Source organism: Corynebacterium aurimucosum, from assembly GCF_030408555.1.
In the GTDB taxonomy this organism is placed as follows: Bacteria; Actinomycetota; Actinomycetes; order Mycobacteriales; family Mycobacteriaceae; genus Corynebacterium; species Corynebacterium aurimucosum.
Genome location: NZ_CP047048.1, coordinates 2,592,450 through 2,611,695, shown reverse-complemented (window position 1 = coordinate 2,611,695; position 19,246 = coordinate 2,592,450). Strand labels below are relative to the sequence as shown.

Here is a 19,246-nt window from a genome sequence, read left to right as displayed (position 1 = left end):
CCCAGTTCGCGCCGGTAAGCTGCATATATTTACAGTTTCTGTACAGGATTGATGAGGACACGGATCAGTGACCGAGAAGGAAACCTCTGGGCGAAAGTCCGGTAAAAGTAGGAAGAGCCCCTCGCGCAGCGCACGGCATTCGTCGAGCTCTAAACGCCGCTGGCCGTGGATCGTGCTCACTGTCTTATTTGTTTTGGTGGGCATCCCCGCCCTTCTCTTCGGCTTCGCGTATACGCAGTACGACGTCCCCGAGCCCGAGGAGCTGCAGCCGAGTCAGATTTCCACCATCGTCGCCGGCGATGGGGAAACGCAGTTGGCCAAACTGGTGCCGCCCGAGGGCAACCGGCGGCAGGTGACCCTAGACGAGATCCCGGATTATGTAGAGGGCTCCGTGCTGGCTGCCGAGGACCGCGAGTTCTGGACCAACTCCGGCTTTTCCTTCACTGGATTGGGCCGTGCTGTCTTGGGCAAGCTCACGGGCGATAGCACCGCCGGCGGTGGTTCCACGATCACCCAGCAGTACGTAAAGAACACGCTGGTGGGTGACGAATACTCCTACGTCCGCAAGATTCGTGAGCTCATCTACTCGGTGAAGATGACCAACGAGTGGTCCAAGGAAGAAATCCTCAACGCCTACCTCAATACGGTCTACTTCGGCCGTAATGCTTATGGCATCGAGGCTGCATCTAACGCCTACTTCAACAAGGACGCTAAGGATCTCACCGTGGAGGAAGGCGCTATGCTCGCCGGCCTCATCCAGTCCCCATCCGTGTTGGATCCGTGGGTGGATGAGGAACGCTCGCAGGCCCGTTGGAACTACGTCATGGATGGTCTCGTCGAGATGGGCGATCTGGATGCGACTGAGCGTTCCCAGATGGCCTTCCCGGAGACGCGCGACCCAAGCGAGTACTCTGCCTACACCGAGGCACCTGGTGCCTACGGGCACATCAAGAACCAAGTCACCGGCGAGTTGGCACGCGTGGGAATCACCGAGGACCAGCTAGCCACCGGTGGCCTCAAGGTGACCACCACCATTGACATGACCGTGCAAAACGCGTCAACCGACGCCGCCCACGAGCAGCTTGCCGTGCTGCAGGAGGACGCCCGTGCTGCAGCCGTGACCATCGACCCAGCTACGGGTGCTGTGCGCGGTTACTTTGGCGGCGATGACTCGAATGGTTGGGACTACGCCAACTCTCCGCTGCAGACCGGCTCGGTCTTTAAGATTATGGCGCTGGCTGCGGCCCTCCAGCAGGGCATTGATCTCAATACCTATTACTCCTCCGCTCCCTACCAACTGCCTGGTTCCCAGACCGTGACCAACGTTGGCGGCGGCTGCGGAAGCTGTTCCATCGCTGAGGCGCTGAAGAATTCTTATAACACCTCCTTCCTGCGCCTCCAGGATGACCTGGAAAACAAGATGCAAGACACCGCGGACATGGCGCACGCGTTGGGCGTCGCCCGCAGCCTGCCGGGGATTGAGAAGACCCTAACGGAGAACGGTGGCACGCCGTACGAAGGCGTGGTGTTGGGCCAGTACCAGTCCCGCCCGCTCGATATGGCAACCGCCATGGCTACCTTGACCAACCAAGGCGTGTGGCACCAGCCGCACTTCGTGCAAAAGGTAGAAAACGCCGCCGGCGAGGTCCTTTACGAGAATCCGACCGATGGCGGTGAGCGCCGTGTCTCCGCCAACGTGGCTAATAACGTTATTTCTGCGATGCAGCCGATTGCCGCATGGTCGAATGGCGCACTGGCTGGTGGACGCCCGTCGGCCTCCAAGACTGGTACCACCCAGCTGGGTGATACGGGCACCAACAAAGATGCCTGGATGGTTGGTTCCACGCCGCAGCTGGCTACAGCAGTGTGGGTAGGCACGGCTGATAACACCTCCGCAATCTTTAATCAGTGGGGCGGAATCATGTACGGCTCGGACGCACCGACGAAGATTTGGAAGTCCATTTTGGACACCTCTCTGGCTAACGTCGAGCAGCAGTCCTTCCCGCAGGCTTATCCGATTCACTATGGCGTCGGCAGCTGGGGCTCCGGGTATGTCTATGACCCGAGCCAGAGCACCACGTGGAACCAGGCGCCGGCAAGCCCGGAGAACGAGGGCGACGAGGAAGCGCCAGCCGAAGACGGCGAGCACCACGATGAGGGACAGGGGGAGACCCCAGACCAGCCAGCACAGCCTGAGCAACCGGCCCAACCCGCAGAGCCCGAGGTCCCTTCGCTCGATGACATTCTCAATGGAGATAGACTCGACCAATTACTTGGTCAATAGGAGTTTGATCGCCCGGTGAGCCATCACACTACTTCGCAGATCGTGTCTCTCTCATCCGAGTCTATGACCCACAACGCGGTCGACGCCCTGGGTGGGCCGACGGGACGCTTTGCTCGTTCGGCTTATTCCGGGTGGTGGACGCCCTTGCGCGTGGTTATCACGCTGGCGTGGACGTTTTTGGCGTTTGGGTTTTTAAGTAAGGCAACCTGTGCAGGTAGTCGCCGAGGCGAGGATGGCCTCATCAGCCTGAACTGGGATGGCAACCGCCAATATACGGCTTTTTGCTACAACGACATCGTCCCGCTCTATGGTGGGCGCGGACTCGATCAGCCGGGCTTCCCCTATGCCTATTCCTGGGTTGAGGGCGATCTCACCCGCTACATGGAGTACCCGGTACTGGCTGGCCTCTTTCAGGGCGCCGTCGGATGGCTGGCGCGCACCACCTATCCGGCCGTCGAGTGGCTTGGGATGGCAGATGTCAGCTGGTACTTCGGATTGACCGCGTTCATCATGTCCCTCGTGTGGGTCGGCACCGTGGTGATGGTCTTCCAGCTCACGGGCAACCGGGCATGGGACACCATCCTCATGGCGGCCAGCCCGCTCGTGGCTATTCACGCTTTTACGAACTGGGACATCCCGTCGGTGGCTTTCATGGTCGGCGCGCTTCTTGCAGTGACAAAGCGTAAGAACTGGCTCGCCGGCATCCTCATTGGCCTCGGCACGGCGTTTAAGCTGTGGCCCCTGTTTATCCTGGGCGCGTTTCTGGTGCTGGCCATCCGTCACAAGCGCTGGGCGCCTTTCTCCAAGATGGTCGTGGCAACCGCTGTGACGTGGCTCGTGGTGAACCTTCCCGTGGCGCTGGCCTACCCCGAAGCGTGGGGCGAGTTCTTCAGGCTCAATCAGGAACGTGGTGCGGAGTGGACCACGATCTATGCGCTGTTGAGCCGCGTGACGGGCGTGGGCTTTGAGGCGGAATTCCTCAACACCTTCTCCTTCGTGGCTTTCCTGGCGTGCTGCGCTGCCATCGCCATTATGGGACTCAAGACGCCGCGTGCGCCGCGGGTGGCTGAGATGATCTATCTCATCATCATGGCCTTCCTGATCTTCAACAAGGTGTGGTCACCGCAGTACTCACTGTGGCTCGTCGTACCGGCGCTCTTGGCCCTGCCACGTTGGCGCCTCATCTTTAGCTGGGCGCTTGCCGACGCCCTCCTCTGGCCCATCCTTACCTGGCACATGCTCGGGGCTGAGAACAAGGGCCTGCCGCACGAGATGCTGGATATCGCGGTGATTACCCGTGATGGCTTCATCATCGCCATCGGCGTGTTGATTATCCGTCAGATGTGGGGCAAGTCGGAAGATAAGGTCCGTGCTGCGCACGGCGGTAGAGACCCGTTGGCCGGTGATTTTGCGCGATGACTATGACGATCCTGGGCATCATCTCCATCACGCTGGGTTTTATCTGCGTGTTGAGCGCCTATTACCTGTTTCAACGCTCTCAAGACCGCACCTGGCCCATTGTGCTGGGGCTGCTGGCCCTCCTGTTTCTCACCGTGATTCCTGCTGGTTCGGCGATATTTGTCGCGGCGACCCACTAGATGCGGCCGAGGAGATAGGGGATTTCCTTTTCCGCCGGTCAGTGCGGTACTGTGTGAGGGTTGCTTGACGCAACAGACCCTCCTGCCATATCCGCAAAGGTGATATGGCCGATACCAATTACTAGACCATAGGAGGTGATGAGGTCCGTGCGTCACTACGAAGTCATGATCATTCTGGATCCTAATCAGGATGAGCGCACCGTAACCCCGTCCCTAGACAAGTTCCTCGAGGCAATCCGCAAGGATGGCGGCAAAGTCGAAAAGGTTGACGTGTGGGGCAAGCGCCGTCTTGCATACCCGATCAACAAGAAGGAAGAGGGCATCTACGCAGTCGTGGAGCTGGAGTGTGAATCCCACTCCGTTCTCGAGCTCGATCGCCGTCTGAACCTGAACGACTCCATTCTGCGTACCAAGGTTCTGCGCACCGACAGCAAATAGCGGATACTGGGTTTCGAGCAATCCACGTAACCGATATTAAGGAGTAAAGACATGGCTCAGGGAGATACCAACATCACGGTTGTCGGCAACATCGTTGCTGACCCGGAACTGCGCTTCACCCCGGCGGGTGCCGCAGTGGCGAATTTCCGTGTTGCCTCCACCCCGCGTCGCTATAATCAGCAGACTTCCCAGTGGGAGGATGGCGAGGCCATGTTCCTCACCTGCAACGTGTGGCGCCAAGCCGCAGAAAACGTTGCGGAGACCCTGACCAAGGGCATGCGCGTTATCGTTACTGGCCGTTTGCGCCAGCGCTCTTACCAGACTCGTGAGGGCGAGAACCGCACTGTTTTTGAGATTGAGGTCGATGAGGTCGGCCCGTCCCTGCGTTATGCATCCGCACAGGTTAACCGCAAGTCCGGCAACGGCGGCGGCAACTATGGCGGCGGCCAGCAGCAGGGTGGTGCTAACTACGGCGGTGGCAACCAAGGCGGTTTCTCCGGAAACCAGGGTGGTTTCTCCGGAAACCAGTCCCAGTCCTCTGCCCCGCAGCAGTCCCAGCAGTCGGCTCCGAGCAACGATCCGTGGAATTCGGCACCCCAAGCAGGAAGCTTTGGTGGTGCGGATGCAGAACCCCCGTTCTAAGACTGTCATGCAAGTATTCATTTAACTCAATTGAAAGGCAGGGATCATGAAGCTGATCCTCACCGCTGCCGTTGAGAACCTCGGCGCCCCCGGCGAAATTGTAGAGGTTAAGGACGGCTACGGACGTAACTACCTGCTTCCGCGCGGCCTGGCTATCGTTGCCACCCGCGGTGCTGAGAAGCAGATCGAGGGCATCAAGCGCGCCCAGGAAGCTCGCGCAATCCGCGACCTGGACCATGCACGCGAGATCCGTACCCAGCTGGAGGAGCTCAAGGACGTTAACGTCCCGGTGAAGACCTCCGAGTCCGGCAAGCTCTTCGGCTCCGTGTCCGCAGAGGACATCGTGAACGCCGTTGCCGCCGCTGGCGGCCCGAAGCTGGACAAGCGCATTGTTGTGCTTCCCAAGGGCCTGGTCAAGAAGACCGGCAACTACCAAGTCGAGCTGAAGCTGCACGCTGACGTTATCGGCAAGGTGAACTTCTCGGTCGTCGCTGCCTAAGAACTAAGGCGCACGACGGTCACCCTCCGTCCGCCCGCGTGTGAGGCGCGGCGCCGGTACGCAGGACGTGACCTTAAGACAACAGCAAGGCTTGAGGCCGTGCTCCTCCCACTATGTGAGGTGGTGAGAGGAAGCACGGCCTCAGGCCGTTTTGTGGGCTTTTGGGGATAGAGATTTGGGGAAAGACTCAAACTGTGGATAACTCGCACTATCTGTGGATAACTCGGTGGTGAGTTAACGGTGAATTTACTCACGGCGCACGGTGTTAACCCGCTGGTAGGGGCGATATTCAGTTGGGGGCCTACTTTTCCACCGGTTTTGTGCGGATTTTCACACTAGGAAAAACCTATCCTGACCAGTGGAAATAATCATCGCAGGTCACAGCGCTGCAAAGTTATCCACAGCCCTGACCTCTGTCTTTGCACACCGTGTCTTTGCTGACCTGGGAATTCCACAGGTCTCTGTGGATAACTATGGGAGTTATGCCCAAGGGGTAGTGTCTTGACCCTCAGCTAGACTGTTGTGTACAACGCGCGGTTGCCGCTCGGCACTGCATCGAAGCCTGGCCGTCCGGCGCGGAGAAGAGTGAGGATTTCAGGCACACGGCCAGGGTGGGATTAATGAACGGTGGGATTAATGAGCAATGACTAATGCCAGTTTTGATGATGACCAGGTTCCACCACCACCGGAGCCGGTAGAGGAGGAACCCCGCCGCTCCTACCGGCAGGAGGAGCCTAAGCGTTACGGCGAATTCCGTCAGCCGCCCGCGGACCGTGAGGCAGAACAAGGCGTCCTTGGTGCTATGCTCCTGAGCCCGAACACGGTCATGGAGGTCATTGAAGAGCTGGAGCCGGAGGATTTTTACTATCCTGCGCACACGCTCATCTACCAGGCCATGATTGACCTTTATGCCGCAGGCACCGACATTGATGCGGTGATTGTGGCGGCCCGACTCGATCGATATAACAACCTCGAGCGCGTTGGCGGTGCGCCCTACCTGCATACCCTGTTGGCCACGGTGCCAACCGCTGCCAACGCCCGCTATTACGCGGAGATTGTCGCGGAGAAGGCGGTGCTGCGCAAGCTGGTGGACGCTGGAACAAGAGTCGTCCAACTCGGCTTCCAAGGCTCCGAAGACATGGAGATTGAGTCCGTGCTGGACCGCGCCCAGCAGGAAGTTTTCGCTGTCGCGCAGAAGAAAACGACCGAGGATTACCGTGCGCTGAGTGATCTCATCGATCCCACCATTGATGAACTCGCCGCCCTGCAACAAAACGGCGTGGAGTCCGGCGTGCCCACCGGTTTCATCGACCTCGATAACCTGACCAATGGTCTGCGTGCCGGCCAGATGATCATCGTCGCCGCCCGCCCTGGCGTTGGTAAGTCCACGCTGGCCATGGACTTCATGCGCTCGGCATCACTGCAGCATAACAAGACCTCCGTGGTCTTCTCCCTGGAGATGTCTGCCTCAGAGATCGTCATGCGCCTGTTGTCTGCGGAGGCGGAAGTGAAGCTGTCGGATATGCGCGGTGGCCGCGTGTCCACGGAGGATTGGGCCAAGATCGATGACACCCTCAACCGCATCCAGGATGCGCCTCTGTTCATCGATGATTCCCCGAACCTCACCATGATGGAAATTCGCTCCAAGGCCCGCCGCCTCAAGCAGCAGCACGGTCTAGACCTCATTGTGCTGGACTATATGCAGCTGATGTCTTCAGGCAAAAAGGTGGAGTCCCGCCAGCAAGAGGTTTCGGAGTTCTCGCGCCAGCTCAAGCTGTTGGCCAAGGAGCTGGAAGTTCCGCTCATCGCGATTTCGCAGCTGAACCGTGGTCCAGAATCCCGTACCGATAAGAAGCCGCAGCTGGCGGATCTGCGTGAATCCGGCTCGCTTGAGCAGGACGCCGATATGGTTATGCTGCTCTACCGCCCAGACTCACAAGACCGCGATGATCCCCGCGCCGGTGAGGCGGATATCATCCTGGCCAAGCACCGTGGCGGCCCGATCGACACGGTGAAGGTGGCGCACCAGCTGCACTACTCCAAGTTCGTCAACATGGCGCACGGTTAAATTACAGGTCCACGACAGCGTTGGGGTCACCCAACCGTGGGCCGAGGATGACCAAGACCAAGAAGACCGCAGCCGCGGCGAGCGCCAGCCATCGCCACACCGGGAAGAAGCGCTCGCCACAAAGCCGGGCGAATGCCGCGCCGATGAGCACGCCGATCGTATTGAAGATGAGGTCATCAATATCAGTGCGTCCTAGCGTGAAGGCATACTGGACTGTTTCCAGTGCCAAACTCAGCGCGAATCCCCACGCGGCCGTTGCCTTGATTGATCGGCACATGCTGAAGACGAGCATGCCGAAAGGAATGAAAAAGGCGGTATTGCCCGCATACTCAAAAAGCGGGCCAAACCAGGTGCCTCCGGAGAACTCATCAAGTGGCACCAAACGCAGGTCACGAACTCGCTGGTTCTCCGGCTTCCAGAGGTAGCCAATCTGATAGAAGGGCTTAAGCGTGGTGAGCGCGGCCATGACCGCGATCCACGCGCCAAGGGCGACCCTATTGAGCAAGGGTCCTGCCCTTGAACTCTGGCAGTGTCAGTGCTGCTACAGCTGCGAGGCCGAAGGCTGCTGCGAACAGCGCGAAGAGCGAGCCCGTTCCTGCCACCGCGATGAGCGGCGGAACGATGAGCGGTGCCAGGATTGATGCGAGTCGGCCGAAGCCAGCTGCCGCACCGGTACCGCGCCCGCGCAGGGCGGTGGGGTAGAGCTCCGGGCCGATGGCGTACAGCGCACCCCACGCGCCAAGGTTGAAGAAGGAGAGCAGGCAACCGGCCAGGATGATCATGGCTTCAGTGTTAGCGAAACCAAAGAACCCGGCCGACAGGGCGGAACCCACGAGGAATATCGCTAGGGTCGAGCGGCGGCCCCAGACCTCGATGAGCCAGCCGGCTGCGGCGTAGCCGGGTAGCTGGGCGAGAGTGATAATCAGCGTGAAGCTGAAGGACTTCACCAGGGAGAAGCCATCCGCGACAAGCAGTGACGGAATCCAAATGAAGGCGCCGTAGTAGGAGAGGTTGACGCAGAACCAGATGGTCCACAGCGCCAGCGTGCGCCCGCGCAAGGACTTTGACCAAATGCTGGTGGCGGTGACATCTTCCTCGGAGTAGGTCGGTGCCGGGGTCGTGCGGTCAATGTCCGCCTCGTCTACCTCGGCCTCAAAGGAAGCGACGATTTCTTCTGCTTCCTCGTGGCGGCCCTTCGACTCTAGGAAGCGCACTGATTCAGGCAAGTGAAGGCGTACATAGAGAGCGTAGAGCGCGGGCACCATGCCGAGCGCTAGGGCCCAGCGCCAGCCGCTTTCCGACGCCCCCACCACGAACGTTCCAATTACCGCAGCGAGGATCCACCCCACCGCCCAGAAGGCCTCCAGCAGAACGACCATGCGCCCGCGCACCTTGAGCGGTGCGAACTCGGAAATCAGCGTGGAGGCCACCGGCAGCTCAGCGCCGAGGCCAAGTCCGATGAAGAAGCGCAGGATGATGAGGAGCGTGAGGCCCGTTGCCAGGGCAGAAGCGCCCGTGGCAAGGCCATAGACCAGCAGGGTCAGAGCAAAAATGTGGCGGCGGCCGAACTTATCGGCCAAGAGGCCGCCGAAGGTGGCGCCCAAGGCCATGCCGATGAAGCCCACGGACGCCAGCCAGGAGGATTGGGTCGGTGTGATCCCCCAGTGCACGGCCAAAGCGGCCATGATGAAGGAGATGAGGCCCACGTCCATGGCGTCGAGCGCCCAGCCGATGCCGGAGCCGAAGAGGAGACGTTTGTGTTTTCCAGTGACGGGAAGGCGGTCGAGCCTCTCCGTGCGTGAGATAGAGCGATGATCAAGACGATTCATGCAGGCTAAGCTTACTCCTCGGGGGTAAAGCTTTTCAGCCGCAGAGAATTGGTCACCACAAAGACTGAGCTCAGGGCCATTGCCAACCCCGCCAGTAGGGGGTTGAGCAGGCCAAACGCTGCCACAGGAAGAAGAATAATATTATAGGCGAAGGCCCAAAATAGGTTGCCCTTGATGATGCGCAGGGTGCTGCGCGCGAGTCGCACTGCCTCGGCAACGGAGCGCAGGTCGTTGTTCATCACCGTGATATCGGAAGCTTCGATGGCCACGTCTGCTCCCGCGCCCATCGCGATTCCGAGGTCCGCCTGCGCGAGCGCTGCGGCGTCGTTGACGCCATCGCCCACCATGGCCACAGTGCGCCCCTGCTCCTGCAGACGAGCAATAGTATCCACTTTGTCTGCGGGCATGACCTCCGCTGTCACGTTGGCATCATCAATGCCAACGGCTCGCGCCACTGCACGCGCCGCGCCGGCGTTATCCCCGGTGAGTAGGTGGGGTGTAAGTCCTAGCTTGTGCATTGCTGCGATGGCGGCGGCGGAGGATTCCTTGATGCGATCCTGCAGCTCGATGGAGCCTGCCAGGGTGTCATCGACGTAGACGCCGACTTGGGTCCCGGTGCCCTCATAGCCCGCAGGCGGCCGGCCGACTCGCACGTGCGCGCCCTCAATCGTTGCCTCGATGCCTTGGCCGGGAAGCTCGTGGAAGTCTTCGGCTGTGGGGAGCTCGCCGTCGTAAGCCGTGCGGATGGCGCGTGCGATGGGGTGCTCGGAGCCCTGCTCTGCGGCCGCGGCGAGACGAAGAACGTCCTGCTGCGTGTGCCCTGCCGTAGATTGGATTGCTCCCACCGACATCTGGCCTTCCGTGATGGTGCCCGTTTTATCTAGAACGATGGTGTCGATCTGGCGCGTCGATTCCAAAATCTCCGGGCCCTTGATGAGGATTCCCAGTTCGGCGCCGCGCCCGGTGCCCACGAGGATTGCGGTGGGCGTCGCCAAGCCCATGGCGCACGGACACGCGATGATGAGGACGGAGACGGCGGCCACGAAGGCTGGGGCGATACCACCGAACAACAGGTGTGCCACGAGGGCGAGGAGAGCGATGCCGATGACGATCGGGACAAAGACGGCGGCGATGCGGTCCGCGAGACGTTGTACAGGGGCCTTCGAGGTCTGGGCCGCAGTGACCAGCGCGCCCATCTGGGCCAAAACGGTGTCGGAGCCAACGCGGGTGGCGCGCACCTCAAGGCGCCCAGAGGCGTTGATGGTAGCGCCCGTCACCGTGCTGCCGGGTGAAACCTCAACCGGCATTGACTCGCCGGTGAGCAGGGATTCATCCACGGCGGAATGACCGCTGAGAACCACGCCATCGGTGGCGATCTTCTCGCCGGGACGGACCACAAAAACATCGCCTACGTGGAGCTCGCTGGCGGGAATGCGGGTTTCGGTGCCGTCGCGAAGCACGGTGGCTTCTTTAGCCCCCATAGTCAGCAGCGTGGTGAGCGCCTCGGAGGAGCGCCCCTTAGCTTTGAGCTCAAACCACCGTCCAAGCAGCAGGAAGGTGATAACCATGCCGACGGATTCGAGGTAGATGTGGTCCATCTGCGCGTCATTGGAGCGTAGCGTCATGTGCATGGTCATACCGGGCATTCCGGCATCGCCGAAAAAGAGCGCGTAGAGGGACCAACCGAAAGCGGCGGTAGTGCCCAGTGTGATGAGAGTATCCATCGTGGCAGCGCCATGCTTCAGATTGGCCCAGGTAGCGCGGTGGAAGGGTGCTCCGCCGATGACGTAGACGAGTGTCGTGAGCATCAAGCAGGCCCACTGCCAGTGCTGAAACTGCAGGGCCGGGACCATGGAAAGCAGCATCACTGGTAGGGAGAGTGCCGCAGAGAGCAGGGTGCGCTGAAGGATGTCGGAGGCTTCGCTCTCGCGAGCATCCTCCGCCGTGCTTGCTGGTTCCTCCCCCTCACCGTCCATGGTGAAGGCTCCGTAGCCCGCGCCTTCGACGACGTCGATGAGATCGGCGGGCGTCGTCGTTGCAGGGTCATAACTCACGGAGGCAGACTCCGTGGCGAAGTTGACCGTGGCTTCAACGTTGTCGAGTTTGTTGAGTTTGCGCTCGACGCGGGAGGAGCACGACGTACAGGTCATCCCAGTGATGCCGAGGGTGAGGCTGGTAGTCATGGTGTTTAGGCCAATTCGTAGCCGGCTTCGGCGACGGCAGCAGCAACTTGCTCATCGCTAAAACCCTCCCCGGTGACGGTGACTGCGCCGGTGGTGTGGTCGGCAGTAACGTCGGTTACGCCACTGATCTCTGAGATCTCTTCCTTGACGGAAAGCTCGCAGTGGCCACAGGTCATGCCGGTAACGGTGTAGGTTGTGGTGCTCATGGTGATGAATCCTTCTCTCTTCTTAACGGTTAATGCTACTGCCAAGAATATACCCCCCTGGGGTATACGCGCAAGGAATAATCGAGTCTTGTGTACCGTTGAGGGTTGATAGAACCGACAAAAATCCCCGAGACTGATAGGAACAACATGGCAACGATTGACATTACTGAGGACACGTTCCAGGAGACCATCTCTGCCGACGGCATCACGCTCGTCGATGCCTGGGCGGAATGGTGTGGCCCGTGCAAGCGCTTCGGCCCGGTCTTTGAGAAGGCATCTGAAGAGCACCCTGATGCTACGTTTGCCAAGCTGGATACTGAGGCCAACCAGGAGCTATCTGCGAAGCTGCAGATTCAGTCCATCCCTACCTTGATGGTTTTCCGCGATGGCATCCTGGTCTTCCGTGAGGCTGGCGCCCTGCCGCCGGCAGCCCTGGAGGATCTCATCGGCCAGGTTAAGGCCCTCGACATGGACGAAGTCCGCGCCCAGGTGGAGAGCCAGAAGGCGGAATAGTCCCGAAGACTTCTCCTTGGTGCGGAGGGCCAAGTACGCCCGCCGCGCGCGCTTTCCTGTGAGTATCGCTACACTCGCAGGAAAGCGTCTTTTTATATAGGCCACTAATAAGAGCTGCATTAAATACTGTTGCAGGAACCACTAAGGAGTGAGTGCGATGGCAAATCCATTTAGCAAAGGCTGGAAGTATGTGATGGCTTCTTTCGATCAGAAGATCGACGAGAACGCTGACCCCAAGGTCCAGATCCAGCAGGCCGTGGAAGGTGCGAAAGAGCAACATCGCCAGATTTCCGAACATGCGGCGGAGATTATTGGACGCAAAACCCAGCTGGAAATGCAGCTCAACCGCCTGGTGAAGTCCCAGAAGGACTACCAAGACCAGACCCGCCGGGCGCTGGAGCTGGCGGATGCTTCCGAGGATCCGCAGAAGGCCGCCGAGTACAACCAAGCGGCAGAGGTCGTGGCGAGCCAGCTGGTCGCCGTAGAGAATGAGTTGGCCAATCTGAAGTCCCAGCACGAGGCCGCCGCCCAAGCTGCCGAGCAGGCGAAGGCCCAGCAGCAGCAGTCGGAGGCCCGCCTTAAGGAGCAGCTCGCGCAGGTGGACCAGTTGCTGTCCCAGGCTGATCAGGCAGCGATGCAGGAGAAGAACGCTGAGGCCTTGGACTCTATGAACGAGCTCAAGCCCGATGATTCCACGCCAACGTTGGATTCGGTACGCGCCAAGATTGAGAAGCGCTACGCCGATGCCCTCGGCGCTCAGGAGCTGCACCAGGCAACTGGTGGCAGCCGGATTCAGGAGATTTCGGCCGCGGGTCACGATACGGCCGCCGCGTCCCGCTTGGACGAGATTCGCGCCGAGATGGCCAAGAATAAGGAGATCGAAGGTTCCCCCTTCGCTAGCGACCAAGCGCTTGAGACTGGCACCGAAGCTGGTGTTGGTTCCGAATCGGAGACCACCGAGGGCAAGCAGTAGCCACCGCGGACCACATCACCGCATAGAAAAGGGACCTTTGAGAGCGGGCCGCGTAGCGCGGCCTGGGAGTTTCAGCGCCTTATGCTCTCAAAGGTCTCTGTGGTGTTTTAGCTATCTTGCCGGCGGATATTGATGAGCACGCCGCGGATGCCCGAGTGGAAGCCATCGCGCAGGTTGACGCGCTGGGTTTCGGTGAGCGTGTACTCGTGCAGCGTTTCACAGGCGAACTGCAGCAGCGGGCGGTCGATTTCCGGTGGCAGCCCGCCGCCCGATAGCAGGTGAGCCTGGTCGCGTTGATCAGCGCTCGCAGCGTTGTCGAACCACCACGAGGCATATTGCTGTCCCACATCAAAGGGAGACTGGAACCCGGCGGAGCTCCACACTTCTTCAGGGAGCGGAACGTACTTCGAACGTAGCTTGCGGCGCGGTGCCATCATCGACGGCTTTGGCGCGGCCGGCTTGGGAGCAGGCTTCGAGGCTTCGGTGCCTGCTTCCGACTCTTTGTCGGCAGGCTCCTGAGCAGCGGTTCCAGGCTGGGAGGGCTCCTCGTCCTCGGCGGGGACGCTGGGTGCTGCTGACTCGGGGTGAGCGGCCGTGGCCGCCACATCTTGTGCCGCGGCAGAAGGAGTGGCCGGCCCGGGTTTCGGTGCGGAGGGGAAAGCAGCTTGTGCCTCGGTAGGTTCTTCGCATTCCGGAGCGAGCTCGCTAGCGGCATCGCTCACGTCCTCGCTGCCGTCCTCGGAATTCTGGGGTTCGCGGATGGTTGGCGGTAGCGGGCCTTCGAGAACCTCGAGCTCCATTGCATCGGCGAAGTCCTCGCGCGGATCAAGGATTGTGGTGGAATCACACGCATGGCGCAGAGCGGAGGACATTGAATCCCAGCCGAAGCCGTAGAGGTGCACGCGCACGCCGTTATTGACGGCTTCCTGCACTCCGGGGATCATGTCGGCGTCGCCGGAGACCAAAACAAAGTCCGTGACTTGGCCCTTCATAGCGGAGACGATCATGTCGGCGACAAGGCGGGTATCCACCGCTTTTTGGGTGCGGCGCTCGCCCCATTCGATGAGTTGGCCGGTACGCAGCTGCACGCCATCGCAGACGCGCAACGCTCGCTGGTAGCGGTGGGGCCCAGTATCCGGGATTCCGTCATACCAGTATTGGCGGTGAATACGGTTTCCAACCTGGTTCTCAATCATGGAACCAAGGGAGCTGACTACTTCGGGTAAATCAATCTCTAGCTGGGCTCGGGCACCCGTTTCCCATGAGTTATAGAAACTGGCGAGTAGATATGACGTGTCGACGAAGACAAGTGTTCGTTCAAGCATGGCTCCTAAATTCCGTTCTATTTCTTCTAAATAATTTTCTTAGGTCACTTCTGTGAGGTCTTCCAGCCTAAGGCCGGTGTGTTCCAGTGTGCCCCATTAGTCACAAAACGTCGATAACCTTGAGGGAATTCCCAGGTCAAAGTCAGGGCTCGATGCAGTCTTGCCAGGACTAAAGGATGGTTATATGGTTAGTTACATGAGTAACCAACCAGCTAAGGAGTCGGCATGGATAACTCCGCGCAGCCGCTCTTCCGTCAGATAGCTGTGCTCATTGAGGACGCCATTATCGAAGGCACCCTCACCGAAGGGGCACAGGCGCCGTCCACGAACGAGCTGGCCGCCTTCCATAGCATCAATCCCGCCACCGCCCGTAAAGGCCTTTCTCTTCTCGTGGATCTGGGGATCCTCGAAAAGCGCCGGGGCATCGGGATGTTTGTCACCTCAGGTGCAGCCGAAATGATTCGCGCGCGGCGTCGCCAAGAATTTGCAGCCGAGTACGCCGCGCCGCTGATCGACGAAGCCGTGCACCTGGGCTATACCCGCCAGCAGCTCCATGACCTCATTGATCTTGTCGCAGAAAGCCGAGGACTCTACTCATGATTTCCACCCCACACTTCACCTTCGGCGACGGCCTCACACATGGCCTCGTCGGCCCCAACGGTATTGGTAAGACCACGTTGCTACGCAAGATTGCCGGACAGCTGAATGCTTCCGGCATCAAGGTCGATGGCGACAAGCCCTATGACAATGAAAAGGTGCTCAACAAGGTTGTGCTTATGGGTATCGACAACCCCTTGCCCGAAGGCTGGAACGTGAAGAAAGTCTTCACCGTAGCCAGCCTGCGCTGGCCCACCTGGAACAAGGAGCGCGCCGAGGAATTGGTGGAGCGTTTCGAGCTCCCGATGAAGAACTACTCGGGGCTTTCCCGCGGGCAGAAGTCGGCGGCGAGCTTCATTGTCGCGGTGGCTTCGGGGGTGCCGTACATGCTTCTCGACGAACCCTATCTCGGCCTCGACGCTTCCAAGCGGGAAGTATTCTACGAAGTCTTACGCGAGGAGCATGGCCGCACCATCATTGTCTCCACCCACCACCTCAACGAGTTATCCGGTTTGCTCGATACCGTGGCTTTGATGGGGGAGAGCCCGATCTCCGGACCCATCGATGAGTTCATTGAGGGCGTCGTCCAACTCACCGGCTCTGCCGAAGCCCTCGATCGCGCGCTGGGGCGCCTGCAGCTTCCGGTCCTTGAGCGCGAAACCTCAGCCGTGGCAGACCGCGCGCTTGTCGACGCCCGCCCCAGCCACACCACCAACGTCTTCGACATGGCCCAGGAAATGGGTTTGCGTGCCAGCGAGGTATCCCTCGAACAGGCAGTGTTGGCATTGGGGGAGGCATGATGAAGATCTATAGACATATGGCGCTGAGCTGGAACAGCTTCTTTTTTGCCTTGTGGATTGTTGTCCTTCCGGTGCTGGGAATGGATCGCGGGCAAGGGTGGGCCATTGGTTACTCACTCTTTATGGTCCTTATGGTTTACCTTTCGCAGCCTGATTTCACGCGTTATCTGACCTTTGGGTTGAGCACCCGGGTGTGGAATGGGCACCGGCGAATCAATGCTTCCCTGACGCTTGTGCTCATTCTTGTTAGCGCGCCCTTCGCCTTTCCGTGGTGGACTCTCATCGCGCCAACGGCAGCGTGGATATTCTGCGTGGCCAAGCGCGTCGAGCCATCGCGCATGACCGCGAGCTCCCTCATCGTAGGCAGCGATGGTGATTCTTCGACGGGCTGGTTCTCAGCGTCCCCGGTCTCCCAAATTGTGTTGCGTCCCCAGGTTCGCGCGTGGATGTGGACTGCGATCGGTGTAGCCATCGCAATAGCGATAACCATCGTGGTGAGCAAGCTGTGGGATGCCGCCGTGGGCATCGTGGGTGTCATTGTTACGTTGATTGTCCTGCCGCTAGTTGCTGATTCAATCCGCAGCTCACTCAAAGATGCAGTGGCCTTTGGGCTGCCGCGCGGTGCCTGGGCTAAGGCCACTGTGCTGTGCACGGCAATCCCCGTGGTCCTATCGCTCGTGGCCGATCTGGTAGCGATGATGTGGACCGGCAATCCAGCGGGGTTCACCATCGTGTGTCTTGCTACAACGTCACTACTTTTAAGTTTCGCCATTACCGACAAACCGACGTGGCTTTACACAACTGCGCTAGCGGGAGCAATCGCCATACTGTTCATAGCGTGGCTTATCAATCCCAGCGTTGCGATGGGGTGGACGTTCACAGGGATGGCAATCATCTACGTTGTGTGGGTTGCCGCGTATCCCCGGATGGCTAAAAAGACCAACGTGTTTAGCCCGGGCCTCATGGGCTGGTTTGGGTCACGCTGAGCGCCAACCAATGTCGGCGTTAAACGGTTGTCTTTGTGCACTTCAAGAAGGGATAAAAACCTTCTTTGAAGTGCATATTTGTGTTTTTTCAAGGCCGTATGTAACTTTATATGAGTCAGCGCGACCGACAGCGCCCCACAGGAACAGAGGTTCTTGGAGAGAGGCGGTAGGAAAACAGGCCCTGACAACAAATATTTTCTTTACTCGCAGTACTGCGTTTCGCTTAAAGCGGGCCGTATGGCTGTGTGGTGACGATGTCTGAGAACTCAATAGTGTGCCAATGTACTTTTTTGTTGGTTGATTTTATTTGTTCTGGCCGTGTTGTGCCGTATGTGTGGCACGGTTGGTGTATGCCGGATGGCGCTTTTCCTTTTAGCGGCGTCATTGTAAATAACATAAGTTGTTTGGGCGTATTGTTTAAAATCTTCTGACTGGGCCAGCCTCCTTGTATATCCCCGTCGGGTTGGGGGTTGGTTTTTGGATTTTTTCTTTATGTAATTTTTGGATAGCCAGTCCGTGTGGTGTGTTTGCATCATGCGGTGTGGTTTGTCTGTTTGTCTAGGTTTGGGCTTTTCACGGCCTTTTTGTGGAGAGTTTGATCCTGGCTCAGGACGAACGCTGGCGGCGTGCTTAACACATGCAAGTCGAACGGAAAGGCCAGTGCTTGCACTGGTACTCGAGTGGCGAACGGGTGAGTAACACGTGGGTGATCTGCCTTGCACTCTGGGATAAGCTTGGGAAACTGGGTCTAATACCGGATATGAACTGCCTTTAGTGTGGTGGTTGGAAAGTTTTTTCGGTGCAAGATGAGCTCGCGGCCTATCAGCTTGTTGGTGGGGTAATGGCCTACCAAGGCGTCGACGGGTAGCCGGCCTGAGAGGGTGTACGGCCACATTGGGACTGAGATACGGCCCAGACTCCTACGGGAGGCAGCAGTGGGGAATATTGCACAATGGGCGGAAGCCTGATGCAGCGACGCCGCGTGGGGGATGACGGCCTTCGGGTTGTAAACTCCTTTCGACAGGGACGAAGCGCAAGTGACGGTACCTGTATAAGAAGCACCGGCTAACTACGTGCCAGCAGCCGCGGTAATACGTAGGGTGCGAGCGTTGTCCGGAATTACTGGGCGTAAAGAGCTCGTAGGTGGTTTGTCGCGTCGTCTGTGAAATTCCGGGGCTTAACTTCGGGCGTGCAGGCGATACGGGCATAACTTGAGTGCTGTAGGGGAGACTGGAATTCCTGGTGTAGCGGTGAAATGCGCAGATATCAGGAGGAACACCGATGGCGAAGGCAGGTCTCTGGGCAGTTACTGACGCTGAGGAGCGAAAGCATGGGTAGCAAACAGGATTAGATACCCTGGTAGTCCATGCCGTAAACGGTGGGCGCTAGGTGTAGGGGGCTTCCACGTCTTCTGTGCCGTAGCTAACGCATTAAGCGCCCCGCCTGGGGAGTACGGCCGCAAGGCTAAAACTCAAAGGAATTGACGGGGGCCCGCACAAGCGGCGGAGCATGTGGATTAATTCGATGCAACGCGAAGAACCTTACCTGGGCTTGACATACACCAGATTGCTGCAGAGATGTAGTGTCCCTTGTGGTTGGTGTACAGGTGGTGCATGGTTGTCGTCAGCTCGTGTCGTGAGATGTTGGGTTAAGTCCCGCAACGAGCGCAACCCTTGTCTTATGTTGCCAGCATTTGGTTGGGGACTCATGAGAGACTGCCGGGGTTAACTCGGAGGAAGGTGGGGATGACGTCAAATCATCATGCCCCTTATGTCCAGGGCTTCACACATGCTACAATGGTCGGTACAACGCGCAGCGACACTGTGAGGTGGAGCGAATCGCTGAAAGCCGGCCTTAGTTCGGATTGGGGTCTGCAACTCGACCCCATGAAGTCGGAGTCGCTAGTAATCGCAGATCAGCAATGCTGCGGTGAATACGTTCCCGGGCCTTGTACACACCGCCCGTCACGTCATGAAAGTTGGTAACACCCGAAGCCAGTGGCCTAAACTTGTTAGGGAGCTGTCGAAGGTGGGATCGGCGATTGGGACGAAGTCGTAACAAGGTACCCGTACCGGAAGGTGCGGGTGGATCACCTCCTTTCTAAGGAGCTTTATTTGTGGCACCAGTTGGTGTCTTTAAGCATGTGAGTGTTTTCATGTGCGTGGTGGTTGAGTGAACGATTGTTTTGCTGCCACCGTTTGTTTAATCGGGTGGAGATACATCTTAACCAGAATGGTTGACTAACATTTTTTAAAAGTACGTGGTGCATTGTTGGGTGTCTGGGGCATTGTTCCCTGGTTGTTTA

Annotated in this window: 17 protein-coding genes and 1 rRNA gene; 13 read left to right on the top strand and 5 right to left on the bottom strand. The window is 58.9% G+C overall.

Annotated features, from left to right (window positions below; all coding sequences use genetic code 11):
* Window positions 1-67 precede the first annotated feature (67 nt).
* The 7 genes from CAURIM_RS12270 (at window position 68) to dnaB (ending at window position 7,529) form a co-directional block, all read left to right on the top strand.
* A complete protein-coding gene (locus CAURIM_RS12270; protein ID WP_201828966.1) occupies window positions 68-2,284 on the top strand; it encodes a transglycosylase domain-containing protein in 2,217 nt (738 codons plus the stop codon).
* Window positions 2,285-2,347: 63 nt separating this feature from the next.
* On the top strand, window positions 2,348-3,703 hold the full coding sequence (locus CAURIM_RS12265; protein ID WP_201828967.1) for a glycosyltransferase family 87 protein: 1,356 nt from the start codon (window positions 2,348-2,350) through the stop codon (window positions 3,701-3,703).
* Window positions 3,700-3,882 (top strand): hypothetical protein, encoded by a 183-nt coding sequence (locus CAURIM_RS12260; RefSeq protein WP_010187901.1) that lies wholly within the window; start codon window positions 3,700-3,702, stop codon window positions 3,880-3,882. Before CAURIM_RS12265 ends, CAURIM_RS12260 begins: the two co-directional genes overlap by 4 nt.
* A gap of 147 nt (window positions 3,883-4,029) precedes the next feature.
* Complete coding sequence (rpsF, locus tag CAURIM_RS12255) at window positions 4,030-4,320, top strand: 30S ribosomal protein S6 (RefSeq protein ID WP_010187899.1); 291 nt, start codon at window positions 4,030-4,032, stop codon at window positions 4,318-4,320.
* 51 nt (window positions 4,321-4,371) lie between these two features.
* Window positions 4,372-4,962 (top strand): single-stranded DNA-binding protein, encoded by a 591-nt coding sequence (locus CAURIM_RS12250; RefSeq protein WP_070525637.1) that lies wholly within the window; start codon window positions 4,372-4,374, stop codon window positions 4,960-4,962.
* Between the two features lie 46 nt (window positions 4,963-5,008).
* Complete coding sequence (gene rplI, locus CAURIM_RS12245; RefSeq protein WP_010187895.1) at window positions 5,009-5,461, top strand: 50S ribosomal protein L9; 453 nt, start codon at window positions 5,009-5,011, stop codon at window positions 5,459-5,461.
* A gap of 643 nt (window positions 5,462-6,104) precedes the next feature.
* Window positions 6,105-7,529, top strand: coding sequence for a replicative DNA helicase (gene dnaB / locus CAURIM_RS12240; RefSeq protein WP_010187892.1), 1,425 nt, complete (start codon window positions 6,105-6,107; stop codon window positions 7,527-7,529).
* Between the two features lies 1 nt (window position 7,530).
* Here dnaB and CAURIM_RS12235 read toward each other — a convergent pair whose 3' ends face one another.
* Genes CAURIM_RS12235 through CAURIM_RS12220 form a run of 4 tightly spaced genes read right to left on the bottom strand, consistent with a single transcriptional unit; the run spans window position 7,531 to window position 11,747 of the window.
* Window positions 7,531-8,034, bottom strand: a complete 504-nt coding sequence (locus CAURIM_RS12235; RefSeq protein ID WP_029158879.1) for a VanZ family protein — start codon at window positions 8,032-8,034, stop codon at window positions 7,531-7,533.
* Window positions 8,024-9,358 (bottom strand): MFS transporter, encoded by a 1,335-nt coding sequence (locus tag CAURIM_RS12230; RefSeq protein WP_010187889.1) that lies wholly within the window; start codon window positions 9,356-9,358, stop codon window positions 8,024-8,026. The genes CAURIM_RS12235 and CAURIM_RS12230 overlap by 11 nt, the downstream gene beginning before the upstream one ends.
* 11 nt (window positions 9,359-9,369) lie before the next feature.
* Entirely contained in the window at window positions 9,370-11,541 is a 2,172-nt protein-coding gene (locus CAURIM_RS12225) for a heavy metal translocating P-type ATPase (protein WP_010187888.1), read from the bottom strand.
* A 5-nt stretch (window positions 11,542-11,546) separates the two neighbouring features.
* Window positions 11,547-11,747, bottom strand: a complete 201-nt coding sequence (locus tag CAURIM_RS12220) for a heavy-metal-associated domain-containing protein (RefSeq protein ID WP_010187886.1) — start codon at window positions 11,745-11,747, stop codon at window positions 11,547-11,549.
* 147 nt (window positions 11,748-11,894) lie between these two features.
* Between CAURIM_RS12220 and trxA the strand changes: the two genes are divergently transcribed.
* Together trxA and CAURIM_RS12210 are read left to right on the top strand one after the other, a co-directional pair.
* Entirely contained in the window at window positions 11,895-12,260 is a 366-nt protein-coding gene (trxA, locus tag CAURIM_RS12215; RefSeq protein WP_070644737.1) for a thioredoxin, read from the top strand.
* Window positions 12,261-12,417: 157 nt separating this feature from the next.
* A complete protein-coding gene (locus tag CAURIM_RS12210; RefSeq protein ID WP_070444720.1) occupies window positions 12,418-13,233 on the top strand; it encodes a PspA/IM30 family protein in 816 nt (271 codons plus the stop codon).
* A gap of 107 nt (window positions 13,234-13,340) precedes the next feature.
* Here the strand turns inward: CAURIM_RS12210 and CAURIM_RS12205 are convergent, their stop codons facing one another.
* A complete protein-coding gene (locus CAURIM_RS12205; RefSeq protein WP_070444722.1) occupies window positions 13,341-14,558 on the bottom strand; it encodes an NYN domain-containing protein in 1,218 nt (405 codons plus the stop codon).
* Between the two features lie 225 nt (window positions 14,559-14,783).
* Here CAURIM_RS12205 and CAURIM_RS12200 point away from each other — a divergent pair, with 225 nt between their 5' ends.
* The 4 genes from CAURIM_RS12200 to CAURIM_RS12185 all read left to right on the top strand — a co-directional run bounded on the left by CAURIM_RS12200 (window position 14,784) and on the right by CAURIM_RS12185 (window position 19,041).
* Window positions 14,784-15,158: a GntR family transcriptional regulator gene (locus tag CAURIM_RS12200; protein ID WP_070444724.1), complete on the top strand. Its 375-nt coding sequence runs from the start codon at window positions 14,784-14,786 to the stop codon at window positions 15,156-15,158.
* Complete coding sequence (locus CAURIM_RS12195; RefSeq protein WP_070711336.1) at window positions 15,155-15,955, top strand: ATP-binding cassette domain-containing protein; 801 nt, start codon at window positions 15,155-15,157, stop codon at window positions 15,953-15,955. Before CAURIM_RS12200 ends, CAURIM_RS12195 begins: the two co-directional genes overlap by 4 nt.
* Window positions 15,952-16,941 carry a hypothetical protein gene (locus CAURIM_RS12190; RefSeq protein WP_236659367.1) on the top strand — a complete coding sequence of 330 codons (990 nt, stop codon included), beginning with the start codon at window positions 15,952-15,954 and terminating at the stop codon, window positions 16,939-16,941. Before CAURIM_RS12195 ends, CAURIM_RS12190 begins: the two co-directional genes overlap by 4 nt.
* A 583-nt stretch (window positions 16,942-17,524) precedes the next feature.
* Window positions 17,525-19,041: ribosomal RNA gene (locus CAURIM_RS12185) — 16S ribosomal RNA — on the top strand.
* Window positions 19,042-19,246: the final 205 nt, after the last annotated feature.

Excerpts from the sequence above, each read along its gene's own strand:
- CAURIM_RS12265 (WP_201828967.1), top strand. The coding sequence starts at position 2,348 with ATGACCCACAACGCGGTCGACGCCCTGGGTGGGCCGACGGGACGCTTT.
- CAURIM_RS12260 (WP_010187901.1), top strand. The coding sequence starts at position 3,700 with ATGACTATGACGATCCTGGGCATCATCTCCATCACGCTGGGTTTTATC.
- CAURIM_RS12250 (WP_070525637.1), top strand. The coding sequence starts at position 4,372 with ATGGCTCAGGGAGATACCAACATCACGGTTGTCGGCAACATCGTTGCT.
- rplI (WP_010187895.1), top strand. The coding sequence starts at position 5,009 with ATGAAGCTGATCCTCACCGCTGCCGTTGAGAACCTCGGCGCCCCCGGC.
- dnaB (WP_010187892.1), top strand. The coding sequence starts at position 6,105 with ATGACTAATGCCAGTTTTGATGATGACCAGGTTCCACCACCACCGGAG.
- CAURIM_RS12230 (WP_010187889.1), bottom strand. The coding sequence starts at position 9,358 with ATGAATCGTCTTGATCATCGCTCTATCTCACGCACGGAGAGGCTCGAC.
- CAURIM_RS12225 (WP_010187888.1), bottom strand. The coding sequence starts at position 11,541 with ATGACTACCAGCCTCACCCTCGGCATCACTGGGATGACCTGTACGTCG.
- CAURIM_RS12220 (WP_010187886.1), bottom strand. The coding sequence starts at position 11,747 with ATGAGCACCACAACCTACACCGTTACCGGCATGACCTGTGGCCACTGC.
- trxA (WP_070644737.1), top strand. The coding sequence starts at position 11,895 with ATGGCAACGATTGACATTACTGAGGACACGTTCCAGGAGACCATCTCT.
- CAURIM_RS12210 (WP_070444720.1), top strand. The coding sequence starts at position 12,418 with ATGGCAAATCCATTTAGCAAAGGCTGGAAGTATGTGATGGCTTCTTTC.
- CAURIM_RS12205 (WP_070444722.1), bottom strand. The coding sequence starts at position 14,558 with ATGCTTGAACGAACACTTGTCTTCGTCGACACGTCATATCTACTCGCC.
- CAURIM_RS12200 (WP_070444724.1), top strand. The coding sequence starts at position 14,784 with ATGGATAACTCCGCGCAGCCGCTCTTCCGTCAGATAGCTGTGCTCATT.
- CAURIM_RS12195 (WP_070711336.1), top strand. The coding sequence starts at position 15,155 with ATGATTTCCACCCCACACTTCACCTTCGGCGACGGCCTCACACATGGC.
- CAURIM_RS12190 (WP_236659367.1), top strand. The coding sequence starts at position 15,952 with ATGATGAAGATCTATAGACATATGGCGCTGAGCTGGAACAGCTTCTTT.